Genomic DNA, 16,883 nt, shown 5'->3' on the forward strand with positions numbered 1-16,883 from the left:
CTTCATGCCCGCTGTAATTTCACAATGCCATAAAGGCCCGGCCATTGTGCCGATCCCCCCTTCTATATACTAGTGGGCGCTTTTTTGCGGATGTCAGAAGAATGAGCCAACATTTTCAACATGACGTGCTGGTGATTGGCAGCGGCGCTGCTGGTTTGAGCCTTGCTCTCACACTACCCAGCCACATGCGTATTGCGGTCCTCAGCAAGGGCGACCTGGCCAATGGCTCGACATTCTGGGCTCAGGGTGGTGTTGCCGCCGTTCTGGATGACACCGACACGGTGCAATCCCACGTCGAAGACACCCTCAATGCCGGCGGCGGCCTGTGCCATGAAGACGCGGTACGCTTTACCGTCGAGCACAGCCGCGAGGCCATCCAGTGGCTGATCGATCAGGGCGTGCCCTTTACCCGCGACGACACCGTCGATCCCGAGCAGCCAGGTTTTGAGTTTCACCTCACCCGTGAAGGCGGCCACAGCCATCGGCGCATCATCCATGCGGCTGACGCCACCGGCGCCGCCATCTTCAAGACCTTGCTCGATCAAGCACGTCAGCGGCCCAATATCGAATTGCTTGAACAACGTGTCGCCGTCGATCTGATTACCGAACGTCGCCTGGGCCTCGAAGGCGATCGCTGCCTCGGCGCTTACGTGCTCAATCGCGCCACGGGCGAGGTCGATACCTTTGGCTCGCGCTTTACTATTCTGGCCACGGGGGGCGCGGCCAAAGTGTACCTCTACACCAGCAATCCGGACGGCGCCTGCGGTGATGGCATTGCCATGGCCTGGCGCTCGGGCTGCCGCGTGGCCAATCTGGAATTCAACCAGTTCCACCCCACTTGCCTGTATCACCCGCAGGCCAAGAGCTTTCTGATCACCGAGGCGCTACGGGGCGAAGGGGCACACCTCAAGTTGCCTAACGGCGAGCGCTTCATGCATCGGTTCGACACGCGAGGCGAACTGGCTCCGCGAGATATCGTGGCACGCGCCATCGACCATGAGATGAAGCGTCTGGGCATCGACTGCGTGTATCTGGATATCAGCCACGAGTCAGAATCGTTCATCAAGACTCACTTCCCGACAGTCTATGAGCGCTGCCTCGGGTTCGGCATCGACATCACCAAGCAGGCGATCCCGGTGGTGCCAGCGGCGCATTACACCTGCGGCGGTGTAATGGTCGACGAACATGGTCATACGGATGTTCCAGGCCTGTACGCCATTGGCGAAACCAGCTTCACCGGCTTGCACGGCGCCAACCGCATGGCCAGTAACTCGCTGTTGGAATGTTTTGTGTACGCCAAGTCGGCCGCTGCCGACATCCTTGCCCAACTGCCCGACATCGCCGCGCCCATAGCCCTGCCGAGCTGGGATGCCAGCCAGGTTACCGACTCTGACGAAGACGTGATCATCGCCCACAACTGGGATGAACTACGGCGCTTTATGTGGGACTACGTTGGAATCGTGCGCACTAACAAGCGTTTGCAACGCGCACAGCATCGAGTGCGCTTGCTGCTGGACGAAATTGACGAGTTTTACAGTAACTATAAAGTCAGTCGCGACCTGATCGAGTTGCGCAATCTGGCACAAGTAGCTGAGCTGATGATCCGCAGCGCCATGGCGAGGAAGGAGTCACGGGGCCTGCATTACACTCTCGACTACCCGCACATGTTGCCCGAAGCCCTGGACACTATTCTGGTGCCAGCCACCTACGCCGACTGAACTTCAGTCGCACGCGCAAGCGCCGGTGCTGATCTGGCGCCAGCGCGTCGGCGGGGATACACACCGCCCGAACCCGCCATTCACCAGGCAATTTGAAACGCACAATCACCACCCAAGGCAGAGCCAGGCTGTCGCGGCGCAATTGCACCGCCTGCCAGCCCCGTGCACGGCTCCACAGCTGCCAGCCATCGGCATCGCGGCGCAAGCGGCTAAAAGCCTTGGCATGGGTCAATCGAACATGCCGTGGCAGCACCCAAACACCGTACGCCAGGCACAACAAAACGCCGAGCACGCGTGCCATGACCGGGATTGAAAGAAGGCAGATTGAAATCAGCGCCAGGGCCTGGGCTGCAAGACATGCCGCCAGCAATTGCCCGGAGGCATGCCAGCGGCACTCAAAATAATTACTTGGGCTGGACACGATCCAGAATCATGCGAACCATGCGTTGCAGCTCAGGGTCCTCGGATTCGGTGCGTTCCATAAACCAGCCGAACATGTCCTGGTCTTCACATTCCAGCAGCTTGCGATAGCAGTCGCGGTCTACATCATTAAGGGTGGCGTACACTTCCTTGACGAAAGGCACCAGCAACACGTCAAGTTCAAGCATGCCGCGACGGCTGTGCCAGTAGAGACGATTGAGTTCAACATCTTCGACCATGGAGCGCTCCTCAAATAGAGCGCAAGTATACAGGCCGATCCGTCATAGAACAGTCGGCTTTGGTCGGTCCCCTGGAACTACCCATTTGCAGGGCGCACCTCTATGATGTCCCCCAGACTTTTTTACCTGCGATGACCCATGGCCGACTCTGCTTTTTTCTGCACTCTGAACCACGAAGGTATTCTTGCTGTTATCGGCAACGACGCCAGCAAGTTTTTGCAGGGGCAGTTGACCTGCAACCTCAACTACTTGAGCGAAACTCGCTCGAGCCTGGGTGCCCGTTGTACGCAAAAAGGCCGCATGCAATCCAGTTTCCGCATCGTGCTCCAGGACAACGGCTGCCTGCTGGCAATGGCCCATGAGCTGGTCGAGCCGCAGTTGGCGGACCTGAAGAAGTACGCCGTGTTCTCCAAGTCGACACTGACCGACGACAGCGCCAACTGGGCACGCTTTGGCCTGAGCCAGGCAGACGCGGTACTGGAGAGCCTGGGCCTGAACCTGCCTGCCGAGACCGACAGCGTCGCTCGCGCCAACGGTTTGATTGCCATTCGCGCCTCTGAAGGCCGTGCAGAACTGTGGGCCCCGATTGCACAGCGCGAAAGCGTTGTTCAACACTTGAAGGCGCAATTGGTTGAAGCCGACCTCAACCAATGGTTGCTTGGCCAGGTCCGCGCGGGTATTGGCCAGGTCATGGCCCAGACTCGCGAATTGTTTATTCCGCAGATGATCAACCTGCAAGCCGTGGGCGGTGTCAGCTTCAAAAAAGGCTGTTACACCGGCCAGGAAATCGTCGCGCGCATGCAATATCTCGGCAAACTCAAACGCCACCTCTACCGTTTGTCGCTTGAGGCGGCTCAAGAAGTACCCGCGCCAGGGACCCCTCTGTTTGCACCTTCCCATAGCAGTTCAGTGGGCGAAGTCGTGCTTGGTGCTCAAGCAGAAAACGGTATCGAATTGCTTGCCGTCCTGACCTCGGATGCGGCCCAAGCGGGCGATATTCACCTGGGTGACTTGCAAGGCCCTGGCCTTTCGCTGCTTGAGCTGCCTTATCAATTGGACCGTGATCGCGAGATCCAGCGTTGATTGCCACACATTGAAACGCAGCACCCTAGAGATATGAGCATGCTCGCGCACAGAGTCCAAGCGGACTTGCTTAAGGCCATTGATAGAGACGACCTGGTTTTGCCCACGCTACCGGAAGTAGCGTTGAACATCCGCAAGGCAGCTGAAAACCCTGAAATCAGCGTCAGCCATTTGAGCAAGGTCATCAGTCGTGACACTGCGCTGTCGGCGCGATTGATCAAAGTGGTCAACAGCCCGATGCTGCGTGCCACCCGCGAGGTTACGGACCTGCACACCGCCATCACGCGCCTGGGCGTCAACTACAGCAGCAATCTGGCAATCGGGCTGGTGATGGAGCAAATTTTCCATGCCCGCTCGGAAACGGTCGAAAAAAAAATGCGCGATGTTTGGCGCCAAAGTCTGGAAGTAGCAGGTATCTGCTACTCCTTGTGCCGCCGTCATAGCTCACTCAAGCCAGACCAGGCGGCACTGGGCGGCCTGGTGCATCAAATTGGCGTACTGCCCATCCTGACCTACGCCGAAGAACACAACGAACTGCTCTCCGACCCGATCTCACTGAATCACGTGATTGACAGCATCCATCCGCTGATTGGCGACAAATTGCTGGCTGTTTGGGAGTTTCCGGAGATGCTTCTCAAGCTTCCCGGCCTGTATCAGGACTTTAACCGCCAATCCAAAGCCATTGACTACATCGATCTGGTGCAAATCGCGACCGTGTTCATGCATCAGGACATTGAGCAACTGAGCGCCCTGCACGCCTTCAAGAAACTGGGGGTAGAAGCTGGCGACCCCAGGTTTCAGGAGCAACTGAACGAAGCGCGCGGGATGTTTATCTGAACTCGTAACACAAACTCTGTGTTGCTACAGAGATTGAATCCCGGAGTTTCTCACCCTATCGGCGATCGCCATTGGCCGGGACAAAACTAACCCGTACTTTCAACCCGCCCTGCACGCCATCGTGCAGGCTGATATGTGCAAGGTGCGCACGGCAAATGTCACCGACAATTGCCAACCCCAGGCCCGACCCCGCTACTTGCTGATTACGTCGATAAAAACGTTCAAATACCCGCTCGCGTTCTTCAGGGGGAATACCTGGGCCGTCATCTTCGACTTCCAGTACCGCGGGAGCAGTGACTCTCAAGACGACATTGCCACCCACGGGAGAGTGGGCCATGGCGTTGTCCACCAGATTGCTCAGCAGTTCGTGCAGCAACGTGGGTTCACCGTACAACCAAACCGGCTGATCGGCCTCAAGCGCCAGCGCAAAACCCCGGGTATGGGCCAGAGGTGCCATCGCCATGCCCAGCTCACGAGCCAATTGACTGAGGTCGAGTAACTGCGCGCCGCCTTCAGCGATGGCTCGCGCGCCATTTTCGATCCGTGCCAGCGACAGGAGCTGATTGGCCAGGTGAGTCAGCCGGTCCGTGCCCTGGGTTGCCTGCTCAAGGGTATTGCGCCAGGCGTGCGGATCATCTGCACGCAAGCCCAGTTCAAGCTGGGCCTTGAGCACCGCCAATGGGGTACGCAGCTCATGGGCCGCGTCGGCAATAAATTGCGCTTGGCGCTTGAATTGCCCGCGCAAACGCTCGGTAAAATGATTGAGGGCCTGGACCAATGGCCGCAATTCCCGCTGCACGGAAACCAGCGGCAAAGGTCGCAGGTCATCCGTCTCACGCTCCTCGACAGCGGTGCGCAAACGCTCCAGCGGGCGTAATGCGGCGCTTACGGCAAACCACACAACCAGCAACGCCCCTAGCCCCAACATCCCCAAACGCAGCAGAGTGTCGGCCATCAGGCTGCGGGCCATAGCCACCCGCGCCTCATCGGTCTCGGCCACACGGATTTCCGCCATGCCATTCATGCTGGGTTCGCTCACCGCCTTGAGCAAACTCACGACCCGCACGTTCTGCCCCAAATACATGCCGTTATAGAAACTCGCCAAAGCCGGGTAATCATCGGTACGTAGCGTGCCCGGTGGCGGTGCCGGCAAGTTTTCATAGCCAGAAATCAACTGCTGGTGGATATCGTTGACCTGATAGTAAATTCGCCCGGCGCTGTCGTAGGCAAACGTATCCAGCGCAACGTAGGGTACGTCGGCGCTCAGACTGCCATCACGCTGCGACAGGCCCGCCGCGATGGTACGCGCCGACGCCAGCAGGGTTCGGTCGTACGCGGTATCGGCAGCTTCACGGCCATTGAGATAAGCACTCAAACCGCTGGCCAGCATCAGTACAACCAGCAACAGCGTCAGGTGCCAGAGCAAACTCCAGCGCAGGCTGTCGAGCTTAAACATCGCGGCTTTCCAGCAAGTACCCCAAGCCCCTGAAGGTCACAATTGCCACGGCCTGGCCATCGAGCTTTTTGCGCAAGCGGTGAATATAAATTTCGATCGCGTCAGAACTCGCTTCCTCGTCCAGACCAAACACCTGGGCCGCCAACTGTTCCTTGCTCATGACCCTTCCGGGCCTGGCTATCAGCGCTTCGAGCACCGCCTGCTCACGCGAAGTCAAGGTCAGTAACTCTTCGCCCAAGGTAAAGCGCCGGGTTTCAAGGTCGTAGATCAGAGATCCACATTGCTGCTGGCGTTCGCCACCCAATACGCTACGGCGCAGCAGCGCTTTGACCCGAGCCTCAAGCTCTGTCAGCTCGAACGGCTTGGCCAAGTAATCATCGGCACCAAGGTTAAGCCCGTGAACCCTATCCTTGACGTCACTGCGCGCAGTCAACATCAACACCGGCAAGGTTTTGCCACGGGCACGCAAGCGCGCCAGCACCTCAAAACCATTCATGCGCGGCAAGCCCACGTCCAGAATCGCCACCGCATATTCTTCACTGCTCAGGGCCAGGTCAGCGGCCACTCCGTCGTGCAGTACATCTACGGTCAAGCCTATGCCCTTCAAGGCTTGGGCGACACTCTCGGCCAGTTGCAACTGATCTTCGACCAAAAGCACACGCATTGGGTTTACCTCATTATTTTTGTTCAGGACGCAGCCTTCAGTGCGCGGAGTGTACAGACGGCCGGAGCCCTGTGAAGCCCAAAAGCCGTGAATGCCTTATGTAAGGTTAGCGAAAGGTTAGCCGGTTAGCATCGCGAGACTTACAGCAATCCCTATTACCGCCATGGCCTGCATGGCGGCCCGAAAAACGCCTCGAAGCGTTTTCGCCAATAAGAACAATAATGGAGCACCTGCATGCTGACTCATCAGCCCAAGCCCCGTCACTTCTGTGTTTGTTCCGTACTCGCGCCCTGTCTCACCATGCCTGCGAGTGGCCTTCTATCGCCCGTACTTTGTACCTGATACAGGCGAGGCACAGCCCTGCGCCAACGAATTTGAGCAACAAATAACTACCCTATAAAAACAAAAGCTCCTGAGGAGACAATATGAAACTTCCCCTGCGTTCCCTGGCTCTCGCTGCCAGCTGCATGCTGCTTACCAGCCAACTCATGGCTGAGCCAAAACGCCCCGAGTGCATCGCCCCGGCCTCGCCGGGCGGTGGTTTTGACCTGACCTGCAAACTGGCGCAAAGCGCACTGGTGAACGAGAAGCTGCTCAGTAAACCCATGCGCGTAACCTACATGCCCGGTGGCGTAGGTGCCGTTGCCTATAACGCGGTGGTGGCCCAGCGCCCGGCCGACGGGGGCACTTTGGTAGCCTGGTCCAGTGGCTCATTGCTTAACCTGGCACAAGGCAAATTCGGCCGTTTCGATGAAAACGCCGTGCGGTGGCTGGCTGCCGTTGGCACCAGCTACGGCGCCATTGCGGTGAAGAGCGACTCGCCCTACAAGAACCTCGATGATCTGGTTCAGGCCCTGAAAAAAGACCCCAGTAAAGTGGTGATCGGCTCAGGCGGTACGGTTGGCAGCCAGGACTGGATGCAAACTGCACTGATCGCCAAGGCCGCCGGGATCAACCCGCGTGACTTGCGTTATGTAGCCCTGGAAGGCGGCGGCGAAATCGCAACGGCGCTGCTGGGTGGGCATATTCAAGTAGGTAGTACGGATATTTCCGACTCCATGCCGCATATCCAGAGCGGCGATATGCGCCTGCTCGCGGTGTTCGCCAACGAACGCCTGGATGAGCCGGAGATGAAGAACATTCCGACCGCCAAAGAACAGGGTTACGACATCGTATGGCCGGTTGTGCGCGGTTTCTATCTTGGGCCAAAAGTCAGCGATGCAGACTACGCATGGTGGAAAGACGCCTTTGACAAACTGCTGGCCTCCGAAGAGTTCGCCGCATTGCGTGATCAGCGCCAGCTATTCCCCTTCGCCATGACCGGTCCGGAGCTGGACACCTATGTGAAAAAGCAGGTGGCTGACTACAAAACCCTGGCCCAGGAATTTGGCCTGATCCAGTAACCACTGCCGACCGCTGGCTGCGCCCTTGAATATAGGGCTCAGCCCAGGAGTGAACCATGCTCGTACAACGCGTTTTTGCCGTTGCAATGCTGCTTGTCTGCCTCGGTTTGGCGGTGATGGCCTGGCCTTATCAGGCGGCTTTTTCCTATGAACCCGTCGGCCCTCGCGCCTTCCCTTTGCTCATGCTGGCTTTGATGGGGCTGGGGCTGATCTACATGGTCTTTCGTCCATCGCCCGTAGTGCATAGCGAAGATGACCCCAAACTGGATCGCGAAACCCTGACCAAGATTGGTCTGTGTGTCGTACTGCTGCTGATTTTCGCCGGTACATTCGAGACCCTCGGTTTCATTCTCAGCAGCACCCTGATCGGCATCCCGATGGCGCGCCTGTATGGCGGGCGCTGGCTGCCCAGCATCGTGATCATCAGCTTGATGAGCGTCGGCCTTTATTTACTGTTCGATAAAGCCATGGACGTTCCGCTGCCTCTTGGCCTGCTCGACGTTCTGGAGAACTGATATGGATACTTTTGGCTATTTGGGCCAGGGCTTCGGCGTCGCGCTCAGCCCTTACAACCTGGTCACCGCGTTGTGCGGCACCTTGATCGGCACCGTGGTTGGATTACTGCCAGGGCTTGGCCCAATCAACGGGGTCGCTCTGCTGATCCCTATCGCCTTCGCCCTCGGGTTACCGCCGGAGTCGGCACTTATCCTGCTGGCAGCGGTGTATTTGGGCTGTGAATACGGCGGGCGTATCAGCTCGATCCTGCTGAACATCCCGGGGGAAGCTTCGACCGTGATGACCACCCTCGACGGCTACCCAATGGCCCGCAAGGGACTGGCTGGCGTGGCGTTGTCGTTGTCGGCCTGGAGCTCATTTATCGGTGCCTTTATTGCCACCTGCGGCATGGTGTTGTTCGCACCGCTGTTGGCCAAGTGGGCGATTGCTTTCGGTCCGGCGGAGTATTTTGTGCTGATGGTGTTCGCCATTGTCTGCCTGGGCGGCATGGCGGGAGATTGGCCACTCAAGACCTTTATCGCAGCCCTGATTGGCCTGTTTCTGGCGTGCGTGGGGATTGATGCCAACAGCGGCGTTTACCGTTTCACCGGGGACAACATCCACCTGACTGACGGCATTCAATTTGTCGTTCTGGTACTGGGATTGTTCTCCATCAGCGAAATTTTATTGCTGCTGGAAAAAACCCACCGCGGCCAGGAAGTCGTAAAAGCCACTGGCCGCATGATGTTCAATTTCAAGGAAGCGTCGGCGGTGTTCGTGGTGAATATCCGCTGTGGTCTGCTCGGCTTCGTCATGGGCGTACTGCCAGGGGCAGGCGCCACCCTGGCCAGTGCCGTGGCCTACATGACTGAAAAACGCCTGGCGGGTGCTACCGGCAAATTTGGCGAGGGTGACATGCGCGGTCTGGCGGCTCCCGAAACGGCCATTGGCGCTTCGGCATGCGGCGCGCTGGTGCCGATGCTGACGCTGGGTGTACCGGGTTCAGGCACTACGGCGGTGATGATCGGCGCCTTGTCGCTGTACAACATCACGCCCGGCCCGCTGTTGTTCCAACAGCAACCGGATATCGTCTGGGGCCTGATCGCCTCGTTGTTTATCGCCAACATCATGCTGGTGATCCTCAACATTCCGATGATCCGTATCTTCACCCGGATACTTTCGGTGCCTAACTGGGCGTTGGTGCCGGTGATCGCAATTATTACCGCCATTGGCGTCTATGCCGTTCACGCCACTACGTTCGATCTGTTCCTGATGATCGGTATCGGCATTTTCGGCTATATCCTGCGCAAACTCGACTTCCCGCTGTCTCCGGTGCTACTGGGGTTCATTCTGGGCGGGCTTATGGAGCAAAACCTGCGCCGCGCCCTGTCGATTTCCAATGGTGCACTGGAAATCCTGTGGGCAAGCCCGATCACGTTGGGCGTTTGGGTACTGACTGCGCTCATGTTGCTGATGCCTGTACTGCGTATCTGGCGTAAGCGTAGTGCTCAACGTCGCGCCTTGGCCGATGCGTGATTCAGGACTCAAACACTGGTGGGGAACGCCGCTGGTCGGTCTGGCCGGCGGTTATCTCGCCAGCCTTATCGGCTGGCCACTGCCGTGGATGGTCGGCTCCTTGCTCGCGATCATCCTGGTACGTTGCCTGACACCCTGGCAACTGGCCGAAATTCCTGGCGGGCGAAAATGCGGACAATGGATTGTCGGCATCGGCATCGGCCTGCATTTCACGCCCGTGGTGATGGAGCAAGTGCTGGCGCATTTTTGGCTGATCCTGGCTGGCGCCCTGCTCACCAGTGTTTCGAGTGTGATCGGCGTATGGCTTATGCGTCGCAGCGGCGAGGATCGCGCGACGGCGTTCTTCTCCAGCATGCCCGGCGGCTCGGGAGAGATGGTTAACCTCGGCGCACGCAATGGTGCCGTGTTAAGCCGCGTTGCAGCAGGCCAGAGCCTTCGGGTGCTGACTGTTGTACTGTGCGTCCCGGCAGCCTTCAAGTATCTACTGGGCGAAGGTGCACCTGCCTTACACCCCGCCCCCATCAACGTTTACTGGTTACTGTTGTTGTTTCCAGCAGGTGCTTTGCTGGCCTGGATCTGGCAACGCTTGCGTCAACCCAACCCGTGGTTGTTCGGACCACTGCTAGTCAGCGCCAGCGCCAGCATCCTGTGGGATTTGCATATCGGTCTGCCTGACGGCAGCAGCCAGATGGGCCAATGGTTAATTGGCAGCGGGCTGGGCTGCCACTTCAATCGAGCGTTCTTCCGTCGGGCACCTTCGTTCATTGGCCGAACACTGCTGGGCACAGCGCTGACGATGCTGATCGCCAGTCTGTGCGCACTGGGCTTGAGTGCTCTTACCCAACTCGATCTGCGCTCCATGACCCTGGGCATGATGCCGGGCGGGATTGCTGAAATGAGCCTTACAGCAGAAACACTGCAACTTTCAGTTCCACTGGTCACCGCCTTGCAAGTCATGCGCCTGATCTTCGTGCTGTTTTTGGCAGAGCCTTTGTTTCGGTACTGGACGCGGGATCACTCCCGCTGAAATACCACCGATCAATGTAGGAATTCTCGTAAGATGTTAAAGGTGTTCCTACAACCTTACTGAGTTGTTGGTGTGTAGCAAGTGCGCTTATTTTTAATGCTCAAACAATGAACCTGCGCTTACACCAACCACTACAGCAAGGACACCACATGCATAGTTCTGCTCATTCAGAAAAGTCACTTTGCCGACTGACCCCGCCGACACCCCAGCCGTTCATACCGAGCCTCACTCAGAAAGAACAAGAAATACTTGAGTGGTGTGCCAAGGGAAAAACCAGCGCTGAAATTGCAATCATTCTGAGCCGGTCAGAAACTACGATCAACTTCCACATGGCTAACTTACGCCTAAAGTTCGATGTTACGTCACGTCACGCCGCTGTACTTAAAGCCATTAAGCTCGGCATCACCCTTCTACCCTGAGCGGAATTGCCTGGACGCTCTTCAAGGGGCAAACCATGACCACACGCCCCTTTACCTCACCTCATCAAGCATCATCAACTCAAAAATCGAGGCAACTACCCACTTGAATCTTTACATCAAACAAATACATTGATCCCAGAGTACACACCATGACAATTGAAATAGTTAATCTAGCTCAATACTGGTATTTCGAAACAAAACTGTCCATCGTCGTCGCAATGATCGATCGTGACACTCTATTTGGGGCAAGCCTGGGTGCATGTATCGTGACGAGCAGGCGCGGCAACCTGAAAGGCTGGAGATTTCCAGGGTCATTTTTCCTGAGTGCCGGCGTTGGGTATTTATTTGCCCCCGTGGTACTGCCACACCTGCCAGGCTTGTCTTCGGGTGTCACCGCATTTATTTGCGCACTTATCGTCATCCCCATCAGTATAAAATTAACGGCTTGGGTAAATACAGCAGACATAGTTGAAATAATCCGGCGTTTACGCCCACCTAAGTAAATCAAGAGCCCCATCAAACAATTGAAACTGCCAGCCTGCTTTTGAGCTCACTGCCACAGTCCTGACACCGGCGAAGGCGCGGCACTAGGCTTAATCAAATTCACTTTCAACAGCCCAAGTATTTCAATTGGTTTCAGGCCACACACATCTACTCACTCCAATTTGACTTTGTTGAGCTTTTCGGCAGAATTTACGCTTACCGAGTACTTCCAGTATTTCTGCCATGTAACCTTACCCATAAAAATAAAGGCAAAAAGCGCGATCACATGAACTTAATAAACAAACACTAACAACAACCACAGCTCCTACAAGCAAGGTAAAAATAACCTACACACCATTTATAAAACATTTCAAACCCACCCATAACGATCCTGGCCCACGATCAACGGATTGGTCTTTTTTTGAAATTAGCGTGCATGTTCAATCAGGCACCTTACGATAGTTCAACTGGAGTCAATCATGAGCGCCTACAAAATGGTTTGCCCGCACTGCCTAAGTAAAATGCGTATTCGCACCAGCGAGGGTCGCCACATATTCTTGCGTGTCGCTTACTTGCAGTGCACAACTGAAGCCTGCGGCTGGTCAGTCAGAGCCGAGTTTGAAATGACCCATGAGTTATCTCCCAGCGGCATGCCTAATCCCAACGTCCACCTTCCCGGCGTGAATCGTGAACTGCGCCAAGCAGCTCTACTTTATGAAAACCTGCCTTGCAAGTAGTTAGGAGCAACATCATGAACATCACCTACCTGGACATCAGTATCGGCAGCGAGACGTTCGCTAGCATGAGCATCCGGTTCGACGCAGTGACTTGGGTAGCACGCGTCGGCGCGATTGCAGAAAAAATGACAGGCACAACCGACAATTGTCGATTGTGCACTGCCTGATTCAAATCGAGTTTTAACACTGAGAACCTACACACCAGGCTGCCTTACCTGGTGTGCAAAACGATGATCAACTATCGCGGCCAACCACCCCGCTACTGCCTGAGCTGTTTATGCCGGTGGCAGTTTCCAGTCGATCGGGGACAAGCCATTTTGCTCAAGGAACTTGTTGGTTCGACTGAAGTGGCCGTTACCGATAAACCCTCGATAGGCCGATAGCGGCGATGGGTGCACCGACGTCAGCACCAGATGCTTGGTCGCATCAATCAGTTTTTGCTTGCTCTGCGCATGGGCGCCCCACAGCAAGAAAACAAGTTTAGGCTGCTGCTCACTCACTACCTGAATAATTCGGTCAGTAAAGTGCTCCCAGCCCTTTTTTGCATGGGACGCGGCATTGGCACGCTCCACCGTCATCGTTGTATTGAGCAGCAGAACACCCTGCTCAGCCCAATGCTGCAAGCAGCCGTGGGGGGCGATGTCGATATTCAAATCGCGCTTGAGCTCTTTATAAATATTGACCAGCGAGGGCGGGGTCGGGACACCGGGCTGCACTGAAAAACACAACCCATGTGCCTGGCCTGGGCCGTGATAAGGGTCCTGGCCAAGGATAACCACCTTGATCCTGTCCAGCGGCGTCAGGTTCAAAGCGTTGAAAATAAGCGGGCCCGGTGGGTAAATTTCCTTACCGGCCGCATGCTCCTGACGCAAGAATTCACGCAGTTCGGCCATGTAAGGTTTATCGAACTCTTCACGCAAGGCCTGCTTCCATACAGGTTCAAGTTTTATACGGTCATCCGACGTCATGGCTACATCCTGAGAAACAATGGGGCGGACACTAGAAAAGCCCGCCGCCATTGTCAACATCACCGGTGGTTCCACCCCCGCCCACCATTATGACCAGCGCCATAACCCGGCCCATGACCGTAACGATAGCCTGGCCCCTGAGGGTAATACGCGGGCCCGTGGTAATAGCGTGGAGACGGGGCATAGTAGCCTCGCGGATACACGTAATACGGACGATAGCCGCCATAGTAATAAGGGGCCGGAGCCGTATAGACCTCTGTACGATAACCTTCGTAACCCGAGTAATAAGGCACGCAAGCAGATACAGCCAAGCCAAGAACAACGATAGAGAGCAGGCGACGATACATGGCGGCCTCCTGGACCGCGAAAGAGCACATCCAGCGACGCTGGAAGGCGACAAACAGCAACGCTGTCTGACACCTGTTAAGACCGCAAAAATGATTTTCAGTGCCGTGAATAAAAAACGTCAGACCGGCGGATCAAGCAGAGAGGCAACACACTGCCCTCCGCCCTCCCCTCTGTCACCCGGCTGTTGTATCAAAACTGATGGATTACCGAGTTACTCCAGTATGGAAAAAGCACAGGCGCCTGGATCTGAAACAGTGCATTCATAGAGTTTCAGACCCAGCCCACTTTCCATAAACGTCCAGTTGCCTACATTGAGCAGACGCATTGAGTGCTCTTCAGCGCGGCTTTGTCGATAGTGCAAATTCACACGGGAACGATCCTGCGCTTTATATTCGCAATAGCCAATTTTCCCTACAGAGCCTTGCTGATTACTTTCCGGATAAAACACCCCGGCCTCAAATGATTCCAACCGCGAAGCCGACTGCGCGCCAGACACAGCGATCCATTCGCTCCCGGCCTTGGCGGCCGGCGCGGTGTAGATACCCGCCCGCAGGGTTACACTTTCAACACTCGGACAACTTTCGGCTGTATTAGCCCATGAACTTGCCGAATAAAATAACACCCACAAAAATATACAAATAACTTTCATAACCAGCCACCTCTAAATATTTATTTAAAAACTTGATAGTTCTCGACACTCACCCCTTGCCGAAGCACCCAATACTAATCAACCCTCACAACTTGACAATGCAATTCTTAGTAGGCGAATTCCGATAATTGTGCACGAACTTTTAAATACCCACTTACTGAAAAATTAATGAATTTTCATACGCCCCGCGCATAAAAATACGTACGCCCTCGACAGCGTTTACTATGGAGCGATTAAGCGCCTGCCCCACAACGGACACCCAGACATGACCACTCCCGAGATTTGCCCTGCATGCGGGGCCCGCAACGACTGTTCCATGGCAAACCCTGCAACCGTCGACCAACCCTGCTGGTGCTACAGCGTCAGTATCGACCCCGAAATCATCCGCGCCTTGCCACTTGAACAGCGCGACCTGACATGCCTTTGCCCTCGCTGTGCGAACGTTCAAAGCCAATTGCAGCCAGCGCAATCGGAGCACCTAAAGTAATATGCAGGTCTGTTTTTCTTGTGATTAATCGCTATGCGTGTAGACCGTTTCCTGAGCAACTTGCCCCAGTTCAACCGCCAACAAGTACGCTTGCTCCTGATCGAGAAACGGATCCAGGTGGATGGGCAGGTGATTAGCGATCCGCGCCACGAAATCCGGGCATTCAGCAGGATTGAGTTCGACGGGCAAATCCTTCAGGCAGGTAAACCAGCGCGGTATTTCATGCTGCATAAACCACCTGGCTGTGTAAGCGCCACCCAGGACCCGGAGCACCCGACGGTACTTGATTTGCTCAATGAGCCCGACCAGCACGAACTGCACATTGCAGGCCGGCTGGACTTCAATACCAGCGGGCTGATGCTGATCACCAACGATGGTCAGTGGTCGCGCCATGTGACCCAACCTCAAACCAAAATGCCCAAGGTGTATTACGTCGAGACGGAACAGGAAATCGGCCCCGAGTACATCAGCAAATTCATTGAAGGCGTTTATTTCGCCTTTGAAGACCTGACAACACAGCCCGCCGAACTGGAGTTGCTCGGCCCTTGCAGTGCGCGCCTGAGTATCGTTGAAGGTCGTTACCATCAGGTCAAACGCATGTTTGGCTACTTCAACAACAAGGTTGTACTGCTGCACCGCGAAAGCATCGGCCCGCTGGTACTCGACAGCCAACTGGCCCCCGGCGAATATCGGGCGCTGAGCGATCAGGAAATACAACTATTCCAAGGGCCGCCCGCACACTAGCCGTCAACGGACTAGCCCCTTACCCTTGCCTGTAACAATCGCGGTGCACCATCAGTCAGACCGACGCTCGATTCACTGGAGTCTGACGCCATGATGAAGCCCGAAATTGCAGTGCTCGATATTCAAGGCCAATACCGAATTCACACCGAGTTCTATCGGTGCGATAACGCAGAGAACACCATCATCCTGGTCAATGGTTCGATGGCGACGACTGCGTCATTTTCCCAGACCTTGAAAAACCTGCACCCGCATTTGAATGTTGTTCTTTACGACCAGCCTTACGCCGGAAAGTCCAAACCTCATAACCCTCATCAGAAAATGCTGACAAGAGAACTGGAAGCGCAGGTGCTTCTGGAGTTGATAGAGCACTTTGATGCAAATTATCTGCTGTCGTTTTCCTGGGGGGGCACAGCGGCGCTGACCGCACTGGCATCTGCGCCACGGCGTATCGAAAAAGCCGTGATCAGTTCTTTTTCGCCGTTGATCAACGAAGCCATGCGCGACTATCTGGAGCGTGGTCGTCACTGCCTGGCGGCCTGCAACCGGACCCAGGTCGGCAATCTGGTGAATGACACGCTGGGCAAGCACTTGCCCCCGCTCTTCAAACGCTTCAACTTTCGACATGTCAGCAGCCTGGCCGAGCATGAATATGCGCAGATGCACTTTCATATCAACCACGTTCTGAACAGCGACCAGCAGTGCTTCCTCAGTGCAGCCAAGGGGATCGAGATCCCGGTGTTATTTATCAATGGCGCATGGGATGAATACACCGTGGCCAGCGACGCTCACCACTTTGCGCAACCGATTGCCAACAGCCAGTTTGTCAGCCTGGAAAACACCGGGCATTTTCTGGACATGGAACACAAGTCCGCCAGCCATATCAGTAAAAACGCCCTGCTCGACTTTCTAAAACCGACGCAGCTTCAACCACAGTCACTCTCCCTGTGAGCGCGTGCGAGACAAACAACAGGTCGAAAAAACGCTGCGAAGTGCATATTTTCAGAATAAAACTTCTCATCAAGGCCGACTTCTGGTACAAAGTCAGCCGCTCTGAGCGGGTGTCGTATAATGGTATTACTCCAGCTTCCCAAGCTGATCACGCGGGTTCGATTCCCGCCACCCGCTCCACTTTTGCTTCCATGGAAACTCCCAAATTCCATAAGCAGCTCA

20 protein-coding genes and 1 tRNA gene are annotated in these 16,883 nt (G+C 55.8%); 15 read left to right on the plus strand and 6 right to left on the minus strand.

Annotated elements, in window-relative coordinates; translation table 11 throughout:
* Positions 1-101: 101 nt before the first annotated feature.
* Positions 102-1,718 (plus strand): L-aspartate oxidase, encoded by a 1,617-nt coding sequence (gene nadB, locus N7D90_RS18710; protein ID WP_261739392.1) that lies wholly within the window; start codon positions 102-104, stop codon positions 1,716-1,718.
* On the opposite strand, the gene N7D90_RS18715 is transcribed toward nadB, so the two are convergent.
* Together N7D90_RS18715 and N7D90_RS18720 are read right to left on the minus strand one after the other, a co-directional pair.
* Positions 1,687-2,139, minus strand: coding sequence for a protein YgfX (locus N7D90_RS18715; protein WP_261739393.1), 453 nt, complete (start codon positions 2,137-2,139; stop codon positions 1,687-1,689). The genes nadB and N7D90_RS18715 overlap by 32 nt on opposite strands.
* The gene (locus N7D90_RS18720; RefSeq protein ID WP_261739394.1) at positions 2,123-2,377 is read right to left on the minus strand and encodes a succinate dehydrogenase assembly factor 2; all 255 of its coding nucleotides are present in this window, start codon (positions 2,375-2,377) and stop codon (positions 2,123-2,125) included. Before N7D90_RS18720 ends, N7D90_RS18715 begins: the two co-directional genes overlap by 17 nt.
* Positions 2,378-2,515: 138 nt before the next feature.
* On the opposite strand from N7D90_RS18720, the gene N7D90_RS18725 reads away from it, so the two are divergent.
* Positions 2,516-3,460, plus strand: coding sequence for a YgfZ/GcvT domain-containing protein (locus N7D90_RS18725; RefSeq protein ID WP_261739395.1), 945 nt, complete (start codon positions 2,516-2,518; stop codon positions 3,458-3,460).
* 33 nt (positions 3,461-3,493) lie between these two features.
* Positions 3,494-4,297, plus strand: coding sequence for an HDOD domain-containing protein (locus tag N7D90_RS18730; RefSeq protein WP_261739396.1), 804 nt, complete (start codon positions 3,494-3,496; stop codon positions 4,295-4,297).
* A 55-nt stretch (positions 4,298-4,352) separates the two neighbouring features.
* Here the strand turns inward: N7D90_RS18730 and N7D90_RS18735 are convergent, their stop codons facing one another.
* Positions 4,353-5,753: a sensor histidine kinase gene (locus N7D90_RS18735; RefSeq protein WP_261739397.1), complete on the minus strand. Its 1,401-nt coding sequence runs from the start codon at positions 5,751-5,753 to the stop codon at positions 4,353-4,355.
* The gene (locus N7D90_RS18740) at positions 5,746-6,417 is read right to left on the minus strand and encodes a response regulator (RefSeq protein WP_261739398.1); all 672 of its coding nucleotides are present in this window, start codon (positions 6,415-6,417) and stop codon (positions 5,746-5,748) included. Before N7D90_RS18740 ends, N7D90_RS18735 begins: the two co-directional genes overlap by 8 nt.
* A gap of 425 nt (positions 6,418-6,842) precedes the next feature.
* Here N7D90_RS18740 and N7D90_RS18745 point away from each other — a divergent pair, with 425 nt between their 5' ends.
* From N7D90_RS18745 to N7D90_RS18780, 8 genes are all read left to right on the plus strand, one after another.
* The gene (locus tag N7D90_RS18745) at positions 6,843-7,820 is read left to right on the plus strand and encodes a Bug family tripartite tricarboxylate transporter substrate binding protein (protein ID WP_261739399.1); all 978 of its coding nucleotides are present in this window, start codon (positions 6,843-6,845) and stop codon (positions 7,818-7,820) included.
* 56 nt (positions 7,821-7,876) lie between these two features.
* Positions 7,877-8,335 carry a tripartite tricarboxylate transporter TctB family protein gene (locus tag N7D90_RS18750; RefSeq protein ID WP_261739400.1) on the plus strand — a complete coding sequence of 153 codons (459 nt, stop codon included), beginning with the start codon at positions 7,877-7,879 and terminating at the stop codon, positions 8,333-8,335.
* Between the two features lies 1 nt (position 8,336).
* Positions 8,337-9,851 (plus strand): tripartite tricarboxylate transporter permease, encoded by a 1,515-nt coding sequence (locus N7D90_RS18755; protein ID WP_261739401.1) that lies wholly within the window; start codon positions 8,337-8,339, stop codon positions 9,849-9,851.
* Positions 9,844-10,878: an AbrB family transcriptional regulator gene (locus tag N7D90_RS18760; RefSeq protein ID WP_261739402.1), complete on the plus strand. Its 1,035-nt coding sequence runs from the start codon at positions 9,844-9,846 to the stop codon at positions 10,876-10,878. The genes N7D90_RS18755 and N7D90_RS18760 overlap by 8 nt, the downstream gene beginning before the upstream one ends.
* A 149-nt stretch (positions 10,879-11,027) precedes the next feature.
* Positions 11,028-11,297, plus strand: a complete 270-nt coding sequence (locus N7D90_RS18765; RefSeq protein ID WP_261739403.1) for a response regulator transcription factor — start codon at positions 11,028-11,030, stop codon at positions 11,295-11,297.
* 149 nt (positions 11,298-11,446) lie between these two features.
* Entirely contained in the window at positions 11,447-11,800 is a 354-nt protein-coding gene (locus tag N7D90_RS18770) for a putative holin (protein ID WP_261739404.1), read from the plus strand.
* Positions 11,801-12,259: 459 nt separating this feature from the next.
* Positions 12,260-12,517 carry an ogr/Delta-like zinc finger family protein gene (locus tag N7D90_RS18775; protein WP_261739405.1) on the plus strand — a complete coding sequence of 86 codons (258 nt, stop codon included), beginning with the start codon at positions 12,260-12,262 and terminating at the stop codon, positions 12,515-12,517.
* Between the two features lie 14 nt (positions 12,518-12,531).
* A complete protein-coding gene (locus tag N7D90_RS18780) occupies positions 12,532-12,684 on the plus strand; it encodes a hypothetical protein (RefSeq protein ID WP_261739406.1) in 153 nt (50 codons plus the stop codon).
* Between the two features lie 108 nt (positions 12,685-12,792).
* Here the strand turns inward: N7D90_RS18780 and ung are convergent, their stop codons facing one another.
* Both ung and N7D90_RS18795 read right to left on the minus strand, forming a co-directional pair.
* Positions 12,793-13,485 (minus strand): uracil-DNA glycosylase, encoded by a 693-nt coding sequence (gene ung, locus N7D90_RS18785; RefSeq protein ID WP_261739407.1) that lies wholly within the window; start codon positions 13,483-13,485, stop codon positions 12,793-12,795.
* Positions 13,486-14,044: 559 nt separating this feature from the next.
* Positions 14,045-14,482 (minus strand): DUF3757 domain-containing protein, encoded by a 438-nt coding sequence (locus tag N7D90_RS18795; RefSeq protein ID WP_261739409.1) that lies wholly within the window; start codon positions 14,480-14,482, stop codon positions 14,045-14,047.
* A gap of 265 nt (positions 14,483-14,747) precedes the next feature.
* Between N7D90_RS18795 and N7D90_RS18800 the strand changes: the two genes are divergently transcribed.
* The 4 genes from N7D90_RS18800 to N7D90_RS18815 all read left to right on the plus strand — a co-directional run bounded on the left by N7D90_RS18800 (position 14,748) and on the right by N7D90_RS18815 (position 16,841).
* On the plus strand, positions 14,748-14,969 hold the full coding sequence (locus N7D90_RS18800) for a cysteine-rich CWC family protein (protein ID WP_261739410.1): 222 nt from the start codon (positions 14,748-14,750) through the stop codon (positions 14,967-14,969).
* 33 nt (positions 14,970-15,002) lie between these two features.
* A complete protein-coding gene (locus N7D90_RS18805; protein WP_261739411.1) occupies positions 15,003-15,713 on the plus strand; it encodes a pseudouridine synthase in 711 nt (236 codons plus the stop codon).
* Between the two features lie 93 nt (positions 15,714-15,806).
* Positions 15,807-16,661 carry an alpha/beta fold hydrolase gene (locus N7D90_RS18810; RefSeq protein WP_261742483.1) on the plus strand — a complete coding sequence of 285 codons (855 nt, stop codon included), beginning with the start codon at positions 15,807-15,809 and terminating at the stop codon, positions 16,659-16,661.
* 106 nt (positions 16,662-16,767) lie between these two features.
* Positions 16,768-16,841: transfer RNA gene (locus tag N7D90_RS18815), tRNA-Gly, on the plus strand.
* Positions 16,842-16,883 lie beyond the last annotated feature (42 nt).

The sequence above is a fragment of the Pseudomonas fragi genome (assembly GCF_025426255.1).
Taxonomy (GTDB): domain Bacteria; phylum Pseudomonadota; class Gammaproteobacteria; order Pseudomonadales; family Pseudomonadaceae; genus Aquipseudomonas; species Aquipseudomonas kulmbachensis.

Coding starts and splice junctions, on each gene's coding strand:
- N7D90_RS18760 (WP_261739402.1), top strand. CDS start 9,844: ATGCGTGATTCAGGACTCAAACACTGGTGGGGAACGCCGCTGGTCGGT.
- nadB (WP_261739392.1), top strand. CDS start 102: ATGAGCCAACATTTTCAACATGACGTGCTGGTGATTGGCAGCGGCGCT.
- N7D90_RS18725 (WP_261739395.1), top strand. CDS start 2,516: ATGGCCGACTCTGCTTTTTTCTGCACTCTGAACCACGAAGGTATTCTT.
- N7D90_RS18770 (WP_261739404.1), top strand. CDS start 11,447: ATGACAATTGAAATAGTTAATCTAGCTCAATACTGGTATTTCGAAACA.
- N7D90_RS18775 (WP_261739405.1), top strand. CDS start 12,260: ATGAGCGCCTACAAAATGGTTTGCCCGCACTGCCTAAGTAAAATGCGT.
- N7D90_RS18730 (WP_261739396.1), top strand. CDS start 3,494: ATGAGCATGCTCGCGCACAGAGTCCAAGCGGACTTGCTTAAGGCCATT.
- N7D90_RS18795 (WP_261739409.1), bottom strand. CDS start 14,482: ATGAAAGTTATTTGTATATTTTTGTGGGTGTTATTTTATTCGGCAAGT.
- N7D90_RS18780 (WP_261739406.1), top strand. CDS start 12,532: ATGAACATCACCTACCTGGACATCAGTATCGGCAGCGAGACGTTCGCT.
- N7D90_RS18755 (WP_261739401.1), top strand. CDS start 8,337: ATGGATACTTTTGGCTATTTGGGCCAGGGCTTCGGCGTCGCGCTCAGC.
- N7D90_RS18735 (WP_261739397.1), bottom strand. CDS start 5,753: ATGTTTAAGCTCGACAGCCTGCGCTGGAGTTTGCTCTGGCACCTGACG.
- N7D90_RS18800 (WP_261739410.1), top strand. CDS start 14,748: ATGACCACTCCCGAGATTTGCCCTGCATGCGGGGCCCGCAACGACTGT.
- ung (WP_261739407.1), bottom strand. CDS start 13,485: ATGACGTCGGATGACCGTATAAAACTTGAACCTGTATGGAAGCAGGCC.
- N7D90_RS18765 (WP_261739403.1), top strand. CDS start 11,028: ATGCATAGTTCTGCTCATTCAGAAAAGTCACTTTGCCGACTGACCCCG.
- N7D90_RS18720 (WP_261739394.1), bottom strand. CDS start 2,377: ATGGTCGAAGATGTTGAACTCAATCGTCTCTACTGGCACAGCCGTCGC.
- N7D90_RS18810 (WP_261742483.1), top strand. CDS start 15,807: ATGAAGCCCGAAATTGCAGTGCTCGATATTCAAGGCCAATACCGAATT.
- N7D90_RS18750 (WP_261739400.1), top strand. CDS start 7,877: ATGCTCGTACAACGCGTTTTTGCCGTTGCAATGCTGCTTGTCTGCCTC.
- N7D90_RS18805 (WP_261739411.1), top strand. CDS start 15,003: ATGCGTGTAGACCGTTTCCTGAGCAACTTGCCCCAGTTCAACCGCCAA.
- N7D90_RS18745 (WP_261739399.1), top strand. CDS start 6,843: ATGAAACTTCCCCTGCGTTCCCTGGCTCTCGCTGCCAGCTGCATGCTG.
- N7D90_RS18740 (WP_261739398.1), bottom strand. CDS start 6,417: ATGCGTGTGCTTTTGGTCGAAGATCAGTTGCAACTGGCCGAGAGTGTC.